Annotated in this window: 18 protein-coding genes and 2 pseudogenes; 17 read left to right on the top strand and 3 right to left on the bottom strand. The window is 62.2% G+C overall.

The genetic code is table 11. The features are described from left to right. Nucleotides 1–6: 6 nt before the first annotated feature. The gene (locus ACZBJS_RS25525; RefSeq protein ID WP_316396855.1) at nucleotides 7–1,557 is read right to left on the bottom strand and encodes a Fic family protein; all 1,551 of its coding nucleotides are present in this window, start codon (nucleotides 1,555–1,557) and stop codon (nucleotides 7–9) included. 914 nt (nucleotides 1,558–2,471) lie between these two features. On the opposite strand from ACZBJS_RS25525, the gene ACZBJS_RS25520 reads away from it, so the two are divergent. Both ACZBJS_RS25520 and ACZBJS_RS25515 read left to right on the top strand, forming a co-directional pair. Next, the gene (locus ACZBJS_RS25520; protein ID WP_141341719.1) at nucleotides 2,472–2,783 is read left to right on the top strand and encodes a DUF736 domain-containing protein; all 312 of its coding nucleotides are present in this window, start codon (nucleotides 2,472–2,474) and stop codon (nucleotides 2,781–2,783) included. An 85-nt stretch (nucleotides 2,784–2,868) separates the two neighbouring features. Next, nucleotides 2,869–3,044: pseudogene (locus ACZBJS_RS25515) on the top strand (DUF932 domain-containing protein); the annotation flags it as partial. A gap of 176 nt (nucleotides 3,045–3,220) precedes the next feature. On the opposite strand, the gene ACZBJS_RS25510 reads toward ACZBJS_RS25515, so the two are convergent. Beyond that, nucleotides 3,221–3,454, bottom strand: a complete 234-nt coding sequence (locus ACZBJS_RS25510) for a helix-turn-helix domain-containing protein (RefSeq protein ID WP_092089923.1) — start codon at nucleotides 3,452–3,454, stop codon at nucleotides 3,221–3,223. Between the two features lie 188 nt (nucleotides 3,455–3,642). Between ACZBJS_RS25510 and ACZBJS_RS25505 the strand changes: the two genes are divergently transcribed. Both ACZBJS_RS25505 and ACZBJS_RS25500 read left to right on the top strand, forming a co-directional pair. Beyond that, nucleotides 3,643–3,915 carry a DUF2285 domain-containing protein gene (locus tag ACZBJS_RS25505; RefSeq protein WP_316396856.1) on the top strand — a complete coding sequence of 91 codons (273 nt, stop codon included), beginning with the start codon at nucleotides 3,643–3,645 and terminating at the stop codon, nucleotides 3,913–3,915. A gap of 163 nt (nucleotides 3,916–4,078) precedes the next feature. Next, a complete protein-coding gene (locus tag ACZBJS_RS25500) occupies nucleotides 4,079–4,273 on the top strand; it encodes a transcriptional regulator domain-containing protein (RefSeq protein WP_316396857.1) in 195 nt (64 codons plus the stop codon). Nucleotides 4,274–4,529: 256 nt separating this feature from the next. Here ACZBJS_RS25500 and ACZBJS_RS25495 read toward each other — a convergent pair whose 3' ends face one another. Then, complete coding sequence (locus ACZBJS_RS25495; protein WP_168855976.1) at nucleotides 4,530–4,760, bottom strand: helix-turn-helix domain-containing protein; 231 nt, start codon at nucleotides 4,758–4,760, stop codon at nucleotides 4,530–4,532. A gap of 101 nt (nucleotides 4,761–4,861) precedes the next feature. On the opposite strand from ACZBJS_RS25495, the gene ACZBJS_RS25490 reads away from it, so the two are divergent. The 13 genes and pseudogenes from ACZBJS_RS25490 to ACZBJS_RS25430 form a co-directional block, all read left to right on the top strand. Continuing rightward, entirely contained in the window at nucleotides 4,862–5,134 is a 273-nt protein-coding gene (locus tag ACZBJS_RS25490) for a DUF2285 domain-containing protein (RefSeq protein WP_253641008.1), read from the top strand. Between the two features lie 150 nt (nucleotides 5,135–5,284). Next, nucleotides 5,285–5,494, top strand: a complete 210-nt coding sequence (locus tag ACZBJS_RS25485) for a transcriptional regulator domain-containing protein (RefSeq protein WP_463439412.1) — start codon at nucleotides 5,285–5,287, stop codon at nucleotides 5,492–5,494. 73 nt (nucleotides 5,495–5,567) lie between these two features. Further along, the gene (locus ACZBJS_RS25480; RefSeq protein WP_316396859.1) at nucleotides 5,568–6,071 is read left to right on the top strand and encodes a DUF2285 domain-containing protein; all 504 of its coding nucleotides are present in this window, start codon (nucleotides 5,568–5,570) and stop codon (nucleotides 6,069–6,071) included. 133 nt (nucleotides 6,072–6,204) lie between these two features. After that, the gene (locus ACZBJS_RS25475; protein WP_212061060.1) at nucleotides 6,205–6,486 is read left to right on the top strand and encodes a helix-turn-helix transcriptional regulator; all 282 of its coding nucleotides are present in this window, start codon (nucleotides 6,205–6,207) and stop codon (nucleotides 6,484–6,486) included. Between the two features lie 22 nt (nucleotides 6,487–6,508). After that, nucleotides 6,509–6,883 (top strand): annotated as a pseudogene (locus tag ACZBJS_RS25470) (replication initiator protein A); the annotation flags it as partial. A gap of 43 nt (nucleotides 6,884–6,926) precedes the next feature. Next, nucleotides 6,927–7,391, top strand: coding sequence for a DUF2840 domain-containing protein (locus tag ACZBJS_RS25465; RefSeq protein ID WP_463439411.1), 465 nt, complete (start codon nucleotides 6,927–6,929; stop codon nucleotides 7,389–7,391). Beyond that, a complete protein-coding gene (locus tag ACZBJS_RS25460) occupies nucleotides 7,388–7,900 on the top strand; it encodes a S26 family signal peptidase (RefSeq protein WP_316396861.1) in 513 nt (170 codons plus the stop codon). Before ACZBJS_RS25465 ends, ACZBJS_RS25460 begins: the two co-directional genes overlap by 4 nt. A gap of 341 nt (nucleotides 7,901–8,241) precedes the next feature. Further along, the gene (locus tag ACZBJS_RS25455) at nucleotides 8,242–8,796 is read left to right on the top strand and encodes a lytic transglycosylase domain-containing protein (protein WP_430641107.1); all 555 of its coding nucleotides are present in this window, start codon (nucleotides 8,242–8,244) and stop codon (nucleotides 8,794–8,796) included. A 243-nt stretch (nucleotides 8,797–9,039) separates the two neighbouring features. Further along, nucleotides 9,040–10,779: a relaxase/mobilization nuclease domain-containing protein gene (locus ACZBJS_RS25450; RefSeq protein ID WP_463439410.1), complete on the top strand. Its 1,740-nt coding sequence runs from the start codon at nucleotides 9,040–9,042 to the stop codon at nucleotides 10,777–10,779. A gap of 23 nt (nucleotides 10,780–10,802) precedes the next feature. Then, a complete protein-coding gene (locus ACZBJS_RS25445) occupies nucleotides 10,803–12,788 on the top strand; it encodes a conjugal transfer protein TraG (protein ID WP_463439409.1) in 1,986 nt (661 codons plus the stop codon). 5 nt (nucleotides 12,789–12,793) lie between these two features. Continuing rightward, on the top strand, nucleotides 12,794–13,240 hold the full coding sequence (locus tag ACZBJS_RS25440; RefSeq protein ID WP_463439408.1) for a CopG family transcriptional regulator: 447 nt from the start codon (nucleotides 12,794–12,796) through the stop codon (nucleotides 13,238–13,240). 315 nt (nucleotides 13,241–13,555) lie between these two features. Then, a complete protein-coding gene (locus ACZBJS_RS25435; protein ID WP_141341691.1) occupies nucleotides 13,556–13,870 on the top strand; it encodes a co-chaperone GroES in 315 nt (104 codons plus the stop codon). Nucleotides 13,871–14,015: 145 nt separating this feature from the next. Further along, nucleotides 14,016–14,516, top strand: a 501-nt coding sequence (locus ACZBJS_RS25430) for a TCP-1/cpn60 chaperonin family protein (protein WP_463439407.1), incomplete at its 3' end; no start/stop codon positions are given.

The raw sequence follows: 14,516 nt of genomic DNA, 5'->3' as shown, positions 1-14,516 counted from the left end.
CATCAGTTACTCTCCGGTTTGGCCGAACGAATCTGCATATAGTTGTTCTATCTTTGAGACCTCGTCCTCCGTAAGCGCAGCGAATTCATCCTCTCTTGCGCGCTTCGACAGCTTGCCCTGACTTTGTCTGAGGAAGCCGAATAGATTGTTCAGTGTCCGCTCCGGCATGTCGATCATGTTCTCGATGCCGGCGCGGAACATATCGAAGCTGACAAGGAAGTTGGTTTCGTTCGGAAGATCCCGCTCAATCGTCTGACGCACGCAGGCGTACAGAAACTCCGCGTGTGGTGTCGCATCGAAGAATCGGTAGAAATCTGCGGTATCGTTGAGAACCCTGACGTTGCCCATTGGCGTTGCCTCCCACTGGATGCAGGAAAGCAGCCTGCCCGAATAGCTCCCAAGCACGCTCTTGTACTCGGCGATCCGATCGAGGATGGCCGAGGACACAGGAAAATGCACGCCCGCCGGGTTGAACCCCCGACGTGCGAGAACATGATGCATCAGATAGCGATGAATGCGCCCGTTGCCGTCCTCAAATGGGTGGATATAGATGAACCCGAATGCGAGCACGGCCGCCGCGATAACGGCATCGAGGTCATTCTCGGCGCTGTGGTCGAACGCGATCAATCCGGCCATGAGCGATGCGATGTCTTCATGCCGCGCGCTGATATGGTCCGGAATCGGGCGTTGCGTGTCGCGGTCGTGCTCGCCGACGAAGCCGCCATCCTTGCGGAAGCCGAGCTTGACGAAACGCTCGTCCCCGATCAGGAGGCGCTGCAGGCGATGAAACTCCTGCTCGTCGAGCGGTGCGCGACCAGCTTCGCCAATAGCGCGGCCCCATCGCTGGATTCGATCCTGCGGCGGCCTTTCGCCTTCTATCACGTAGCTGGACTTCGAGTCCTTCAGCAGAAGGAAGGCGGCCGTGCGGGCGAGCAGATCCTTCGGCACTTGGCTCACGACGGCGCGCGCGCGATCTTTCCAGTCCTGCGCGATGAATTCGTTCAGCGCAGATGTCTTGAAGACGAGCGGACAAAATTCCGGCGTGCCGGGAAGGTTGTTGCGGACACGATGCCGGGCCGAATTCTGCGGCGCACCTGCGAACTGGATGTCGGTGTCGACAGCATCCACATACGAGACCTTGTCTGCGGCAGGCAACCTCAGCTCATGGCCGAGCAGCCATTCGTACAAGAACCAGATGCGGCGCGTGTAGACCCCTGTAGGCTTCTGCCGCACAATCTCGGCGACGTCTTCGTCCTTGACGGCGAGGAAAAGCCGCTTGAGGAGGGCGAGATCCAAGCCTTCGTATTTGAGCGCAAAGGTCAGATGCCCCTCAAGCGAGGCCTCGGGCGCGTGGCGCGGCGTATAGATGTGCCAGTGGTCCTTTTCAATAATGCGATGCTTGGTGCCGATCGCCGAAAGCGTCCGGGGAACCGGGATGGGCAGATCATAGGCGTCGATCAGGGCGGCGTAGCCGACCGGAATCGCTGTCTCGGGGAGCCGCCGGTCATGAAAAACGCTCACTTGCCCTGAAAATCGTGCGTTTTTGCTAGATCTCATGAAAAATACTCTCAATTCCTGAATTTTCTTCGCTGAAAGCTCCAAAATCACTAGAGTCTGAGCATTCCATGAAAAATACTCAAAAATTGTTATTTTTGTGAAAATTATTCACTGGCTGCTCCGCATGCCAATCTGGCGATCCAGTCCCTGCTGGAATAGGCCATTGGCCGGCGATGCCGAGCGTGCCGCAGGTGCGCTGCTCTTTCGAAGGCGTCATCTCCAGAGCAGCTACTCCCCTGGAGTTTGAAGACGGCCAGATCGAAAGAACATGCGAACGACACGTTCCCACGACGGCGCTGTCGCCCGCGGCCCTTGCGGCACCGTCACTGCGACCCGGCGACAACCCCGCGAAGTTCCGCATAGGTACGCGGCAGGCCAAGGAATGCAGTGTCGCGCTGGTCAATCAGCAGCATTGAGGTCGGATGCCTTGTTCGTGTGATGACTGCGAATATCGAGATCGCTTTCTGGCGACCAACTCCGCCTTTGCCTTCGATCCCGTACGCTGCGGATGCGATTGGGTTCGCTGGCGTTTTCCCAGGTGCGCCTTCCTTGCCGTTAATGCGTCACCGTCAGCATATGTCCGATCTCCAGCCTGAGTCCTTGTGCTGTGTCGGTGTCGGCCGCCATGGTTGTCTTCGTCAGTTCGTTCATGGCGCGCGTCCAACGCAACCTCGAATGGGCTGATCAGGCCCGAGGGACGGCCAAGGCCTCGATCGCCTTCCCGCAACGGCTACGCCTGCTTTTTTCCCCTGCCGCGAAGTGGGCGGCATTCCTCGCGGGAGACAAAAAAGCAGGCTTGTCGCCGTCCTCCGCTGGCGCTGCGGGCCTGACGGCTGCGGGCCGATCGCTCCCCGGGCCAGGGATCGCCATCGAGGCCGCGATGGGCGCGGCCCGAGCAACCAACGGAGAGTACTATGGCTACTATCGGCACCTTCACCGCTTCGGACAACGGCTACGTCGGCTTCATCAAGACGCTGACGCTGAACATCAAGGCACGGTTTGCCGCATCCGAGAAGGACAACGACAAGGCGCCTGATTATCGCATCTTCGCCGGTGTGACCGAGTTCGGCGCCGCCTGGAAGAAGACCGCCCGCGACAGCGATCGCGAATACCTCTCGGTCAAGCTCGACGATCCGAGCTTCCCGGCCCCGATCTACGCCTCGCTGGTGAAGGTCGACGGCGACGAGGGCTTCACCCTGATCTGGTCGCGCCGCAACGGCGACTGATCCCATAGGGGTCATCGGCCCCGCCTCTTCCGAGGCGGGGCCTTTTCCATCTATGTTGCCGCTTTGCGGGAAGGCAGGAAGAGCATCCAAATCCGAGGCCTCGAAAATCATCGAAACCGTTCTGGGCGAGGAAAATCGCAAGCCGGAAAGCATGTTCGATTTCGTACGGGCATTACTGCGTTTGCTCGCAGCAAGGTCCATCAGGACAAGCGCCTTGAGCTGGAAGGCAAAGCAAGGCGCTTGATGGAGGGCGCAATCTGAAGAACTGGCCGCGTAACCGGGCGCCGGTTGCGCGGCTTCGCTCGATCCATGATGCGCCGCCGCCGATCCGACTTGTCGGATCGGCGGCGACGCGTGTCCGCGTCCGGCGCTCGCCGGGCCTCCGGCCCGGCTCGCGGCATATCACGGCGTTACATCTTTCAGACCTTAGGCCTCTATCAACCGCGGCCCTTTTTCGACGGCAAAGGACGCTTAAGAAGATCCGCCGCCTCAACGCCCAATACTTGGGCCAAGTTATCGACAACATCGATACTGGCTGCGTAGAGACTTCGTTCTAGAGCGCTAATGTAGGTCCGATCAACATCCGCGCGGTGTGCCAGCTCCTCTTGCGACAGGCTCTTTGCCTGGCGGAGTTTTCTCAGATTGAGAGCCAGTACTTCGCGGATGTTCATGCCCGGGAGGGCATCGTCTTGCAGAGTATTTCACCACGGAGTATTTTCGACAAAAGAATGAGGCTATACTGCTGTGCAGTTCCCGCCGGGTGCTCTGGCGTCGGCTGGCTGAATGTAACTAGGGGGCAGCTTTTAACGACACTCGGTCCAAACTATTGGGGCCACAGCGCAAGCTTTTGGAAGGATTTATGCAAACACCGCCGCTCGATCCCGATACAGCTGACTTAGCCCCAGCCGGGCCAGCGCTGACATCTTACGATGAGCAGCATGTTGTAACGTACATCCGCCTCCTGCAGGCCGACAGCGAGGGCGCGGACTGGCGGGAAGTCGCTCGAATAGTGCTGCACGTCGACCCAGAGCGTGAGCCGGAACGCGCGCGGAACGCATACCAGAGTCATCTTGCGCGCGCTAAGTGGATGACCGAACAGGGGCGTCTCCTACGGGGCACGCGGTCGAATTAGAAGAAGCCCATCGACCAAACATCCATTCGGAAATCGGCTTCTTCAGCCAACACGTGTCATTCGGCAGCACCACGTGGAGCCAAACTAGGGGCTTCCCGCAACCCATTCGATCACAACTATTGTACCACAATCCATGTTAGTTGCGTGCAATGAGACGAACGCAATGCCTGACTTCGACTGGCGGTCGCCGGAATCCTACAAAAGCCTACAGGACGCCGAAATCACCGACATCGCCTGGGAATGTCTTTGTCGCAGCATGGACTACCGACGCGACTACGAAGCGATGATCGCCAACGGCCCGGATGACGAAGTGACGCCCGAATTCAAGAGGAGATGGGGCATCTGCTTTCGCCCATGACCTGTTGAGGTCATTCAAGCAACAGACGGTCTTTTGGGCGCCCAAGGTTCTGCCGACCGTCGTTCCGATCGAAATGACCGCGTCGCCCATTGGCAGTGACGCAGCGTCTCATCCGTTGATTGATCTCGCAGCTGGCCAGGTTCGGCGCGCAGCCGACGGCTGGCATGGGGGGTACGCAGCCGGATCGGCGGTGACTACGCGCACTTGCGACCGGCGCTCGCCGAGTCTTTGGCTCGGTTCGCGAGTTGGGCCACGCCTATTTAGCGCGACCTCTCTTTGCCGTCCGTTTTAGGAACTCATCAGGCTCGACATCGAGCTTATCGGCAAGGCGACCAATGACCTTTATGCTGACGTAGTATACGCCCTTCTCAAGCTGGCTCAGATAGCTCCGGCTTATCTCAGCCTCCAAAGCAAGTTCGTCTTGAGACCATCCCCTCGCATTGCGTAGACGACGCAAGTTAGTGGCGAATGTCTCCCGCAAATCCATGCGGGCAAAGATGCCGCTTGTTCAGTATATTGCACCTCGATATACTTAACAAAGTGCGGCCCTATGAATCCTTAGACAGTAAACTCCGCGACCGTAAGATCATGCAGATCCCTCCGCTCGATCCTAACGTGGCAGACCTGGCTCCCGCCGGGCCAGTGCCGACATCTTACGATGAGGAGCACGTTGTGACGTACATTCGCCTTCTACAAGCCGAGGGTGAGGGTGCAGACTGGCGGGAAGTCGCTCGAATCGTCCTGCATATCGATCCGGAGTGTGAGCCGGACCGGGCGCGCAACGCATACCAGAGTCACCTCGCGCGCGCGAAGTGGATGACCGAACATGGACGTCTGTTGCGTGGCACTGGGTTGAACTAGAAGAAATCCATTGACCAAGGCATTCCTTGAGAAATCGCCTTCTCCCGCCGAAGCGTGGTCATCCGGGAGCACCACGTGGTGCCAAACTAGGGACTTCCTGCAACTCGCCCGTTCACGATTATTGCACCGCAATCCTTGTTAGCTGCGTGCATGCGGGTGGAAGCAATGCCTGAGTTCGACTGGCGGTCGCCGGAATCCTATAAGAGTCTTCGGGATACAGAGATCACCGACATCGCTTGGGAATGTCTTCGTCGCAACGTGAACTATAGACGCGAGTACGAAGCAATGATCGCCAACAGCCCGGATGGCGAGGTGACACCCGAGTTTAGGAGGAAATGGGGCATCTGCTTTCGCCCATGACCCGCTGAGGTCGTTTACGGAGCAGACGATCTTTTGGGCGCCCGAGGTTCTGCCGACCGTCGTTCCGATCGCAATGACGTCGTCCATTGACCGTGACGCAGCGTCTCATCCGTTGATTGATCTCGCAGCTGGCAAGGTTCGCCGTGCAGCCGACGGCTGGCATGCGGTGCTGCGCATCGGCGCGGTGGAACACCGCGTTTGGTCAAGAGAAGCGCCAAGCGTAGCTGCCCACTACGTCGTCGAGTTGTCGTTCGACGGCGACTTCGACGCGCGGGCGTACGCTGCGCGACGGCTGTGGCGAACCATGAGCGGGCGTGCGCCAGGTCCTGCCTTTCACGAGTTATCCAAACAGCGACGCGAACGGTTGAGCGCGGCTCTTCGCGCGCTCGATGCGCGTGGGGACGGCGGCACGTATCGCATCATCGCAGAAGCATTGTTCGGCAGGAAGCGTATCCCCGACCGTGCCTGGAAGACACACGATCTGCGCAACCGGACCGTCCGCCTGGTGCAAACCGGCCTCGCACTGGTGCGCGGCGGTTATCGCCAAATTCTGCGACGCGGGCGCACAGGCAAATAGCATAACCCGCCTGGGGTATCGAAAATCGTCCCCTCAATCTTCGGCATCCCCCTCCGACATCGCGCTTCTCCAAGATGACCGCACACACGCCGGCGCCGAAATCGGCTCCGTGCTGTCACCCTGGAGTTCTCAAATGTCCGATCCAATGGCCGGCCTGCCGCCGCGCTTCCTGCGTACGCCGGAGGCTGCACGCTACCTTGGTCTCTCCGGTCGCACGCTGGAAAAGCACCGCACCTTCGGTACCGGGCCAATGTATCGGAAGATCGGCGGACGCGTCGTCTACGCGTTGGACGACCTGAAAGCCTGGGCCGACCTCGGCGCCAAAACGTCGACGTCTGATCCGGGCAAAGCGACTGTATTGCCGGCCAAGAAGCACCCGACGCTGCGCCCGTATGCGGGCCAGGAACGTCGCTGATGTCAGCGCGAGGACAGTGACAATGCGGCGCACACATCGCTCCGAGCGCGACCAGCTTGAGCTCTTTCGGGCGCAGCCCGGCGATCTCGCGTCACGCGACGCGCAGGATCTGATGGCTTATCCGTTGTTCTCGCTCGCCAAAACAAAGCGCATCGTGCCGATCGATTTCCGCGCGGGCGCAATCTCCATTCGCGACGAGGCCGTGCCGGAACATGGCATGGCGACCATCCGGGATGCGGACGTCCTGATCTGGGCGGCTTCCCAGATCGTCGAAGGACGCGACGCAGGCTTGAAGACCTCACGCCTGATGGCTGCAACGCCTTACGAGAGCCTGACGTTTGTCGGCCGCGGAACCGGTGCGCGAGACTATGACCGGCTGAAGGCCGGTCTCGACAGGTTTCCGATCAGAAACCCGGGTTTGTGAATCACGGAGCGCGGGCATGAGCGATCTCACCCAAGTCGAAGTCTTTTGGCTCGAAAAGAGCATCGAAAACCGGATTCGGTTCGGCCGTGCTGTCGAAGACAAGATGATCGACCGACACCGCCGCGTGCTGTCATTTGCTCCGGGCAGCATCTTCGCCTTCGTTCGCTGGACGTCGAGCGACTTCGGAACAGTCATTTCGCGCATCGACATTCTGCGCGCGGTCGCTCCAGGTGAGCGACGCTCGACGGTCCCCTATGTCAAGCCGGGCGGTGAGAGTTTGCTGCGGTTGTCGGGCTGGCCCAAGGTCGAGCGCGTGCTGCAACTGATCGACGCTATCGAGGGGCTTGGGATCGATCCGGCGGATGCAGCCCCCGACTATTGGCACCACGTTCATAACCGCCTCTCTGTCAACGAGCTGCCGCGCGCGTACACAAAGGGGCGTCACCAGGCCTGGCTGCATCGGCAGAGGTTCATGCGATGACGTTCGGCTCAAAGACGTTGATCGCGATGGTCTGCGGTGTCGCCACGCTTGTTGCTCCGGTCGTTCTGGGGCCAAGCCCGCTTTACATCTGGAATGCTTCGGCCAGTGTGCCGATCGGACTCTATCGCCTGGAGCCAGCGGGCGACTTCTTCGTCACAGAATTGGTTGCGGTTCGGCCGCCCGAGCCGCTTGCGACCTTTTTCGACCTGAATGGGCATCTGCCCGCAGGCGTCCCGATGCTCAAGCGGGTGCTGGCGCTTCCAGGGCAGACGGTCTGCAGAAGCGGGCTCGCAATTTCTGTCGACGAGATTGCGGTGGGCGAGGCGAGGGATCGCGACGGTCGCGGGCGGCCGCTGCCGAAGTGGGAAGGATGCGCCGTGGTCGGCGACGGTGAGCTCTTTCTCATGAACTGGCAGTCAAGCGACTCTCTGGATGGCCGATACTTTGGATTTCTGCCTGCGTCGGCTGTCATCGGCCGTGCGCTCCCCGTGTGGACGTGGGAGGAGTGACCGTGCCTTGCTGGTGCTTCCGATCTGCCATTTCTCTGTTCGATCAGTTGCGCGACCATTCCTCCGTCCCGACCAGGGATCGCGGCGCTGTCGCGCGCAGCGGCGGTCCAGGGGGGCCGAACGGCCGTCGCGAAGCAGCTTCACCCTGGACGGGCGCGAGCACGACGGCATGCTTGCATTTGTCGGGAGCGTGTTTTCGGCCTGTCCGAACGCTGCTTTTTGCCCTGACGGTTTGGAGCTGTGCCGCTCTCGCAGCGGAGCAATCGACGGTCCAGTCGGCGAACCATCATGGCGACAATGCATTTGCTCCCTTCATTGCAGAGGCTTCACAGCGGTTCGCGGTGCCTGTGTGCTGGATCAGGTCAATCATCCGGCTGGAGAGCGCTGGAGACGTGCGCGCCAAATCGCCGAAGGGCGCAATGGGATTGATGCAAATCATGCCGGGGACCTGGGCTGACCTAAGCCATCGGTACAGCCTCGGCAACGATCCCTACGACGCGCGCGACAATATCCTGGCTGGCACGGCGTATCTGCATGAGCTGAGCGACCGCTACGGGATGCCCGGCGCGTTTGCAGCATACAACGCCGGACCAGCACGTTACGAAAAGCACCTCGCCGGTGTTTCCTTGCCGGCCGAGACGCAAGCCTATGTCACGAATCTCGCGAGCTTGCTGGGAATTAGGTACGCTTCTGGCCGGTCCGGCGGCCAGTTCTCCTGGACCGCTGCACCGTTCTTCGTCGCGCGATCGGAACGCAACAGCATTCCAGATCGGCGGCAGGCTGGATTCGTCGCGAGCAGCGCTCTCGCTTCGTCGGGCGCTGGCGTCCTGTCGTCGATGATTCCCAGGGGGACTGGCCTGTTCATCGCGAAATCGGAAGCCGGAGACATGCGATGAGCATCTACGTGAACCGGCGAGCACTGGGGTGCGCTAGAGGGGAGTTGGCGGAAACCCGGGAGCAGTGGGAAAGCACGACGGGACGACTGCGAGATAAAAGGGCGCAATGTGCGCCTCGGTTGGTTCGTCGTGTAGTTCGGAGTTCTCCGCCTTCCGCGCAAGGTGCTCGCGCCGACCGCAATGTGCGCCCCGCACCCAACTCTCTGACGTTCTGCGATCTTTCGCACATTGCCGAGGTCGGCGATGGCCGATGATCGGGAGTTTCGCATCCGGCCCGGCCGCATCCGCTCATCCGCTTCGCAGCGGGCGCGGCCCTTCATTGCGCAGGCGATTGCGGCGGCCCAGAAGGCCGGCGGGCAGGTGTCCCGCTCGGGCCGAATCATCCCGGGCAGCCGGTCGCGCTTTGGACGCGGCCGGGTCGCCAGCGTGCAGGCCAACCATCTGCTGACGGGACGCTCGCGCCTCGCCGTGATCAAGACCCGTGTCGTCCGTCACACGGCGCGCGCCGCGCCGCTCGCCGCGCACCTCAATTATCTCCGTCGTGAGGGTGTGACCCGCGATGGGGACAGGGCGCGCCTGTTCGGACCGCAGACCGAGGACGCTGATGGCCGTGCCTTCGCCACGCGGTGCGAGGGCGACCGTCATCACTTCCGTTTCATCGTGTCGCCCGAGGACGCAGTGGACATGACGGACCTTAAATCCTTCGCCTGCGAGCTGATGGACCAGATGGCGACGGATCTCGGCACGAAGCTCGATTGGGTCGGTGTCGATCACTGGAACACCGACAATCCCCACGTCCACGTCATCCTCCGCGGCCGGGGTGATGACGGCCAGGACCTCGTGATCTCGCGCGACTACATCAAGGAGGGAATGCGTGCCCGCGCGCAGGATCTGGTCACCCAGGAACTCGGTCCGCGCACCGAGCTCGGCATCCGTCGTAACCTCGAGCGCCAGGTCGAGGCCGAACGCTGGACCCAGCTGGACCGTCAGTTGGTGCGCGACGGTCAGTCCACCGGCGTCATCGATCTCGCGCCCCATCGGGGCCGGCAGCCGGACGAATATCACGCCTTGAAGGTCGGTCGCTTGCGCAAGCTCGAATCCCTCGGCCTCGCCGATCAGGTCGCGCCGGGCCGGTGGGTGGTCAGCGACCAGGCGGAGACCACGCTGCGCGAGCTGGGGGAGCGCGATGACATCATCAGGCGCATGCACGGGGCATTAGCCGAACGCGGCATTGAACGCGGCGCGGCGAGCTATGTGCTCGCGGCTGAAAGCCTCGATGCGCCGATCGTCGGCCGGCTGGTCGATCGCGGCCTCGACGACGAGCTGAAGGGCACGGCCTATGCCGTGGTCGACGGCGTGGACGGGCGAACCCATCACTTGAGGTTGCCCGATCTCGACGCCGCCGGCGACGGCGCGCCGGGCGCGATCGTCGAGCTGCGCAAGTTCGACGACCCGCAAGGACGTCGCCGCGTGGCACTCGCCGTCCGGTCGGATCTCAACCTCGCTGCGCAGGTCTCGGCATCGGGGGCGACCTGGCTCGATCGGCAGGCGGTCGCTCGCGCGCCGGCCGCGCTTTCGGATGGCGGCTTCGGCGCCGAGGTGCGGCAGGCCATGGAGCGGCGTGCCGAGCATTTGCTCGAACGCGGTTATGCCGAGCGGCGGGGCCAGCGCATCATCTTCTCGCGCAACCTGATCGACACCTTGCGTTGCCGGGAGCTGGAGGCCTTGGGTGATAGGCTCGCGTCCCGAACCGGCCAGCCATTCCATCAAGCCGGCAGCGGCGAGCATGTCGCCGGCAGCTACCGCCAGCGCTTCACGCTCGCCTCCGGTCGCTTCGCCATGATCGACGACGGACTCGGCTTCCAGCTCGTGCCCTGGACGCCCTCGCTCGAGAAACAGCTCGGCCGCCACGTCACCGGAACGATACGCAACGACGGTGGCATCGACTGGAGCTTTGGCCGAAAGCGGGGACTTGGACTGTAGATCGCGCAGAAAGGACCAACGCCATGTCCGCGACCACCATCCTCTGGGGACAGATCCTGACCGTGCTCGCGATCGTGCTTCTGACGACCTGGGGTGCGACGGAATATGTCGCCTGGCAGCTCGGATTTCAGGGGCAGTTGGGTACCCCATGGTTCAGCGTCGTTGGCTGGCCGATCTATTATCCGCCGGCGTTTTTCTGGTGGTGGTTCTTCTACGACGCCTATGCGCCCGACATCTTCGTGCGCGGCGCGTTCATCGCGGCCTCGGGCGGATTCATCTCGATCGTTGCCGCCATCGGCATGTCGGTCTGGCGGGCGCGCGAGGCGAAGAACGTCGAGACCTACGGCTCGGCCCGCTGGGCCAAGACGGGGGAAGTGAAGGCGGCCGGGCTCCTTGGCGCCGATGGGGTGGTGCTCGGCCGCTACGAGCGTGACTATCTCCGTCATGACGGGCCGGAGCATGTGCTGTGCTTCGCCCCGACCCGTTCGGGCAAGGGCGTCGGCCTGGTCGTGCCCTCGCTCCTGACCTGGCCGGGCTCGGCGATCGTTCACGATATCAAGGGCGAGAACTGGCAGCTGACCGCGGGCTTCCGCGCAAAACATGGGCGGGTCCTATTGTTCGACCCGACCAATCCGAAGTCAGCGGCGTATAATCCGCTGCTCGAGGTTCGCCGCGGCGAATGGGAGGTCCGCGACGTCCAGAACATCGCCGACATCCTGGTCGATCCCGAGGGGAGCCTGGAGAAGCGGAACCATTGGGAGAAGACCAGTCACGCGCTGCTGGTCGGCGCCATCCTCCATGTCCTCTATGCCGAAGAGGACAAGACGCTGGCGGGCGTCGCCGTGTTCCTCTCTAATCCGAAGCGGTCGATCGAATCGACGCTTGTCGCGATGATGAAGACCGCGCATCTCGGCGAAGCCGGTCCACATCCCGTCATCGCTAGCGCAGCGCGCGAGCTGCTCAACAAGTCCGACAACGAACGGTCGGGCGTGCTGTCGACCGCCATGTCGTTCCTCGGGCTCTACCGCGATCCCATCGTCGCCGCGGTGACCCGGCGCTGCGATTGGCGCATCACCGACGTCGTGGGCGACCAGCAACCGGCGACCCTCTACCTCGTCGTGCCGCCCTCCGACATCAACCGGACCAAGCCGCTGATCCGTCTGATCCTCAACCAGATCGGCCGGCGTCTCACGGAGGACCTGCAGGCCAAGGCAAAGCGCCACCGGCTGCTCCTGATGCTCGATGAGTTTCCCGCGTTGGGGCGGCTGGATTTCTTCGAGTCGGCGCTGGCGTTCATGGCAGGATATGGACTGAAGGGCTTCCTGATTGCCCAATCGCTGAACCAGATCGAGAAGGCGTACGGCCCGAACAATTCGATCCTCGACAACTGCCATGTCCGCGTCAGCTTCGCCACCAACGACGAGCGCACCGCCAGGCGTGTCTCCGATGCCTTGGGTACCGCGACCGAAATGCGCGCCATGAAGAACTATGCCGGCCACCGATTGAACCCGTGGCTTGGTCATTTGATGGTCTCCCGGCAGGAAACGGCCCGGCCGCTGCTCACCCCAGGCGAAGTCATGCAACTGCCACCGACGGACGAGATCGTCATGGTTGCGGGCGCTTCGCCGATCCGGGCGAAGAAGGCGCGCTATTACGACGACGCGCGCCTCCTGCAACGCATTCTGCCGGTGCCGGCACTCACTGTTCCCAACCAGGGGCGGCCGAATGACTGGACGGGCCGGCCATTGCAGCCGAAAGCGGAAATCGGCAATGCCGGCCCGATGACTGCGATCGAAGATGACGATCCGACCGGATCCGAACGCCGCCAGCAGCCCGAGCTCAGCCGCGTGACGCTGGTCGAGAGGAGGGCGCCGATCGAGAACGAGTTCGAAGCCGATCCCGTCGATGATGCGGACCATGAGGCCGTCCGCAACAGCCGCATAACCCGGATCATGCAAGGCGTAGCCCGGCAGGTCTCGCTGGACTCCGGCGATGGCACGGAGCTGTGACCGCCATGACCGTCCGCAAGAAGAAGGTCCAGATTTCGGTCTACCTCGACCCGGCCGTTATGACGGCGCTGACGGACTATGCCGCGCGCCGAAACCAACCTCAATCGCTGATCGCTGAGGCCGCGATCGCCTCCTTTCTGTCCCCGGATGCGGCCGAACGACGGGAGGCGGTGATCGCGAAGCGCCTCGACCAGCTCGATCGCCGCATGATCCGGCTTGAGCGCGACGTCGGCATCGCGGTCGAGACGCTTGCCGTGTTCGTCCGGTTCTGGTTGACCACGACCCCGGCATTGCCGGAGCCGGCCGCGCAAGCCGCGCGCGCCAAGGGAGGTGAACGCTACGATTCCTTCGTCACCGCACTTGGCCGCAGGCTCGCCAGGGGACCGAAGCTGCTGCAGGAGATCGCGGAGGACCTCGGTGGCGACGATCATTCGGGCCAGCCACGCTCCTAGGTCTGTACCTGTGAATTTGTGGGGTGCGCGACGATGGCGTGTCCGCCTAGGTGTTTAGTCCCGTCCGCACCGAAGTCGTGTGGCGGTGCAATAAGTCGCGACGGCCCAGATCGGACACAGACACTGCTGGCGGCCTATTGCTTCGCCCGCCAGCGATCGCCGCGGGCATTCTCCTTCGAGAGACCCAATTTGCAGCGAAATATCGCAGGCGGACGCTCTTGCGCCCAACTGTCACAGGTATAAGTGAGCTGCGATTAGCACTTGCTCATTGTGGGTGCGAATCCCGAGATTGCGCACAAGGCCAGGGAGGATCGCATGAAATTCCGTCCGCTTCACGACCGCGTCGTGGTCAAGCGCATCGACGCCGAAGAGAAGACCGCTGGCGGCATCATCGTTCCCGACACGGCCAAGGAAAAGCCCTCGCAGGGCGAAGTGATCGCCGTCGGCCCCGGCGGCCGCGACGAGAGCGGCAAGCTGATCCCGATTGACCTTCAGGTCGGCGACCGCGTGCTGTTCGGCAAATGGTCGGGCACCGAAGTCAAGATCGACGGCAAGGAGCTGTTGATCATGAAGGAGAGCGACATCATGGGTGTTCTCACTGGCACCTCCGCCAGCAAGAAGGCCGCTTAAGCCGTACGCCCGCTCCCTTGAGGAGCAGGCGCTGCCGGCGTCTCGAAAGATGAGCCAAGAGCCAACTGTCTCGTTCTTCGAGACGCCCGCTTCAAGAGCACGCACTTCAGGACGAGGAGCAGAGATCAACTCAGGGGAGACAGACATGTCAGCCAAAGAACTCAAATTCGGCGTCGATGCCCGCGACCGGATGCTGCGCGGCGTCGATATCCTTGCCAACGCGGTGAAGGTCACCCTCGGTCCGAAAGGCCGCAATGTAGTGCTCGAGAAGTCGTTCGGCGCTCCCCGCATCACCAAGGACGGCGTCGCCGTCGCCAAGGAGATCGAGCTCGAGGACAAGTTCGAGAACATGGGCGCCCAAATGGTGCGCGAAGTCGCCTCCAAGTCCGCTGACGCGGCCGGTGACGGCACCACCACCGCGACCGTGCTCGCGGCCGCGATCGTGAAGGAAGGCGCCAAGTCAGTCGCCGCCGGTATGAACCCGATGGACCTGAAGCGCGGTATCGACATGGCGGTGGAAGCCGTGGTCGCCGACCTCCAGAAGAACTCGAAGAAGGTCACCTCGAACGAGGAGATCGCCCAGGTCGGCACCATTTCGGCCAACGGCGATGCCGAGATCGGCAAGTTCCTCGCCGACGCCATGAAG

Source organism: Bradyrhizobium sp. KZN70725 (assembly GCF_055264925.1).
This window is presented reverse-complemented; position numbering and strand designations above follow the sequence as displayed.